Source organism: Synechococcus sp. R3-13 (genome assembly GCF_047462195.1).
Taxonomy (GTDB): domain Bacteria; phylum Cyanobacteriota; class Cyanobacteriia; order Thermostichales; family Thermostichaceae; genus Thermostichus.
On record NZ_JANSIO010000180.1, the window covers coordinates 1 to 3,508 of the forward strand.

At 63.1% G+C, this 3,508-nt stretch carries 4 protein-coding genes; 2 read left to right on the forward strand and 2 right to left on the reverse strand.

The annotated features are described in order from the left end of the window. Positions 1 to 154 precede the first annotated feature (154 nt). Together NW856_RS05435 and gatA are read left to right on the forward strand one after the other, a co-directional pair. A complete protein-coding gene (locus tag NW856_RS05435) occupies positions 155 to 451 on the forward strand; it encodes a hypothetical protein (RefSeq protein ID WP_414342514.1) in 297 nt (98 codons plus the stop codon). A 167-nt stretch (positions 452 to 618) separates the two neighbouring features. Then, positions 619 to 2,151: an Asp-tRNA(Asn)/Glu-tRNA(Gln) amidotransferase subunit GatA gene (gatA, locus tag NW856_RS05440; protein WP_414399445.1), complete on the forward strand. Its 1,533-nt coding sequence runs from the start codon at positions 619 to 621 to the stop codon at positions 2,149 to 2,151. 17 nt (positions 2,152 to 2,168) lie between these two features. On the opposite strand, the gene psb28 is transcribed toward gatA, so the two are convergent. Together psb28 and NW856_RS05450 are read right to left on the reverse strand one after the other, a co-directional pair. Further along, positions 2,169 to 2,483 (reverse strand): photosystem II reaction center protein Psb28, encoded by a 315-nt coding sequence (gene psb28, locus NW856_RS05445; protein ID WP_011433213.1) that lies wholly within the window; start codon positions 2,481 to 2,483, stop codon positions 2,169 to 2,171. Positions 2,484 to 2,515: 32 nt separating this feature from the next. Then, the coding region (locus tag NW856_RS05450; protein ID WP_414399446.1) for a glycerate kinase at positions 2,516 to 3,508 on the reverse strand (993 nt) is incomplete at its 5' end.

The window sequence follows — 3,508 nt, forward strand, 5'->3', positions numbered from 1 at the left end:
GGCAAGAGATTCGGGATCTGCGCCGCGATTTTTTGGAACGGCGGTAGCTTGGGCCCAAGCGCTCTGCGTTGCTAGTGTAACCATCCCCGGATCCTTCTCCCAGGAGGAGATTTAGGGTGGTAGGATTTCCTTGTTCTGTAGCGCCTTGGTAACCATGACACCTGAGCAAGAGCAGTGGCTGATTCGGGCCGTCCAGGAGTTGCAAGCTGCCCAGCAAAACCAGCAGGTTTTGATCCAAGAGCTGCGGGAAGGGCAGGCGATGCTGGCACAGTTTTTCCGGGAGGCGCTGGATCGCTTTGACGAGCGCACCCGAGCCATTGAACGGCGCACGGAAGCTGTGGAGCGCCGCACCGAGGCTTTGGAACGGCGCACTGACGAGATGGCCCAAGAGATGCGGGAGATGCGGCAGGAGATTCGGGATCTGCGCCGCGACTTTTTGGAACGGCGGTAACTTGGGCCCAAGCGCTCTGCATTGCCGACGCCCTCACCCCCAGCCCCTCTCTCTCAGGGAGAGGGGAAATTGGCGGGATTTTGGGTAGGAAGGGATCCCATCTGGATTAGTCTAGAGGGAACTTGGTCTGGCCTCACTGGCGTTTGCCATTCCCTGCGAGTTTGCCTATGTCTGTGATTCGCGCCCTACACAGCCAGTTGGTAGCCAAAGAGCGCTCGGCGGAGGAGATCGCCCGCGAATACTTGGAGCGTCTCACCCAACTGGAGCCGCAGCTTAAAAGCTTTATTACTGTAACCGAAGAACTGGCTCTGCAACAGGCCAAGGCGGTGGATGCCCGCATTCGGGCCGGGGAGGAGATCGGCCCTTTGGCCGGGATCCCGCTTGCCGTGAAAGACAACCTCTGCACCCAAGGGATCCGCACCACCTGTGCCTCCCGGATGCTGGAGGGGTTCATTCCCCCCTACGAGTCAACGGTGACGGCGCGGCTGGCGGCTGCGGGCATGGTGACGGTGGGCAAGACCAACCTAGACGAGTTTGCCATGGGCAGCTCCACGGAAAACTCGGCCTTTCAGCGCACGGCCAATCCCTGGGATCTGACGCGGGTGCCAGGGGGATCCTCTGGGGGATCGGCGGCGGCGGTGGCTGCCGACCAAGCGGTGGTGGCCCTGGGCTCAGATACGGGGGGATCCATCCGCCAACCGGCAGCTTTTTGTGGGGTGGTGGGCCTCAAGCCCACCTACGGGCTGGTGTCCCGCTACGGGCTGGTGGCTTTTGCCTCGTCTTTGGATCAGGTGGGGCCGTTTGGGCGCACGGTGGAGGATGTGGCCCTGCTGCTGCAGGGGATCGCCGGCCATGACCCAATGGACTCCACCAGCTTAAAGGTGCGGATCCCGAACTATAGCCAGGCTCTGATCCCGGACATCAAGGGGTTCAAAATCGGGGTGATCCGCGACTTGCTGGGGGAAGGATGCGGCGAGGAGACCCGCGCTGCCGTGCAAGCGGCCATTCAACATCTGCAGGAACTGGGGGCCGAGATCCTGGAGATCGACTGCCCCAGTTTTCGCTACGGCCTTGCCACCTATTACATCATTGCCCCTTCGGAAGCCTCTGCCAATTTGGCCCGCTACGACGGGGTGAAATACGGCCTGCGGGAACCTGCCGACTCGCTGCTGGCCATGTATGGCAAGACCCGCGCCCACGGCTTTGGGCCAGAAGTCAAGCGGCGCATTATGATCGGCACCTATGCCCTCTCTTCGGGGTATTACGACGCCTACTACCTCAAGGCCCAGAAGGTGCGCACCCTCATCAAGCAGGACTTCCTCAGAGCTTTCGAGAAGGTGGATGTGCTGGTCAGCCCCACCACCCCCACCCCGGCGTTCAAGATCGGCGAGCGGGAGGATCCCCTCAGCATGTACCTCTGCGACCTGATGACGATCCCGGTGAACCTGGCGGGTTTGCCGGGGCTGAGCCTGCCCTGCGGGTTTGCCGATGGGCTGCCCATTGGCCTGCAAATTGTGGGCAATGCCCTACAGGAGAGCAAGGTGCTGCGGGTGGCCTATGCCTATGAGCAAAGCACCGACTGGTACAAGCGACGGCCGCCGCTGGGGCAGCCCTCAGTTGAAGAGGGCCAGGGATCCGATCCCGGCCAACCTCAAGCCAAGCGCAGATCCGGCAAGAGGAGCAAAAAATCCAAAAGCTGAGGCGGGAAGGGCGGCAACTAGGCCATGCCCATCTGGTTGGCCGCTGAAAAGCGTTCCATAAAGCGCAGGAAGCGATCCCACTCTGCCTCGGTTTCCATGTCGTAGGTCACTTCCAGGGCTTTGAATTCCCCGTTCAGGAACTTGGCCCTGATGTTGCGGGTGGTCAGCTCCCCTTCCTCATCGATCATCCGCATGCCGAGGATGTTTTGCGTATCGGATTTTAGATCCTCGAAGCGGAAAATCGCGGATCCCCGGTTGCCGGTCTTGGATTTCAGCACTCGCACCTGGGTGGGCACCTCTTGGATGCCGGGGGAGAACTCGATACTGGCCATGATGTCCTAACCAAACCCAAAGATTTAAGCCATTATAACCGGCCCATCCCCGCGCCCTGCTCCAGAAAATCTCTCAGCTCCTGAGCCGCCATCTGCTCCAGGTATCGGCCAGCCTGCCGTTGGGCTTCTGCCACATCGGGGATCCGGTCGCACAGGGCGCCAACCCGAAGGGGAAGAGGCTGGGCTGCCAACCCAGCGCGCGCTGCCGGAGTCACCTGGCCACAGAGGATGAGCAGGGGTTTTTGGGCTTGGATAGCCTGCTCCAGCACCGCCCCCACCACCTTTCCCATCGCGCTTTGCTCGTCGAGGCAGCCCTCTCCGGTGACGACCAGATGGCAGCGGCGGATGCGCTCCGGCAGGGCCAATTGCTGGGCCAGCAAGCGGATCCCGGACTCCAGAGTGGCCCCCAAAAAAGCCACCAACCCTGCTCCCGCTCCCCCTGCGGCTCCGGCCCCTGGGATCCCGGCCACGGCCTGGCCCAAATCTCGCTCCACCACTTGAGCCCACTGCTGCAGCGCCTGCTCCAACTGCTGCACCTGGGAAGGGGTGGCGCCCTTCTGGGGGGCAAAGACGGCGGCGGCTCCCAACGGACCAGTGAGGGGGTTTTGCACATCGCAGAGGCCGCGGACCCGTTTCCCCTGCCAACCAGGCTGTTCGGGGGGCTCGATGCGCGCCAGCCGGGCCAGCTCCGCCCCACCCCAGCCGATGGGATCCCCAGCTCCATCCAACAGGCGATAGCCTAAGGCCTGCGCCATGCCCGCCCCTCCATCCACGGTGGCGGATCCCCCCAGACCTATCCAGATCTCAGCGATGGGATCGCGGCAAACAGCCCGCAGCAGCTCCCCCAGGCCGTAGGTGGTGGTGCGGCTGGGATCCCGCCGCTCCGGTGGCACCAAGGTCAGGCCGGCCACCTGGGCCAGCTCCAACAGGGCCAGCTCTCCCGCCACCCCATATTCCGCCCACACGGGATCCCCCAGGGGGCCGGTGACCCATAGACCCTTTTTCTCTCCCCCCAGCGTCGGCAG

Excerpts from the sequence above, each read along its gene's own strand:
- NW856_RS05435 (WP_414342514.1), top strand. The coding sequence starts at position 155 with ATGACACCTGAGCAAGAGCAGTGGCTGATTCGGGCCGTCCAGGAGTTG.
- gatA (WP_414399445.1), top strand. The coding sequence starts at position 619 with ATGTCTGTGATTCGCGCCCTACACAGCCAGTTGGTAGCCAAAGAGCGC.
- psb28 (WP_011433213.1), bottom strand. The coding sequence starts at position 2,483 with ATGGCCAGTATCGAGTTCTCCCCCGGCATCCAAGAGGTGCCCACCCAG.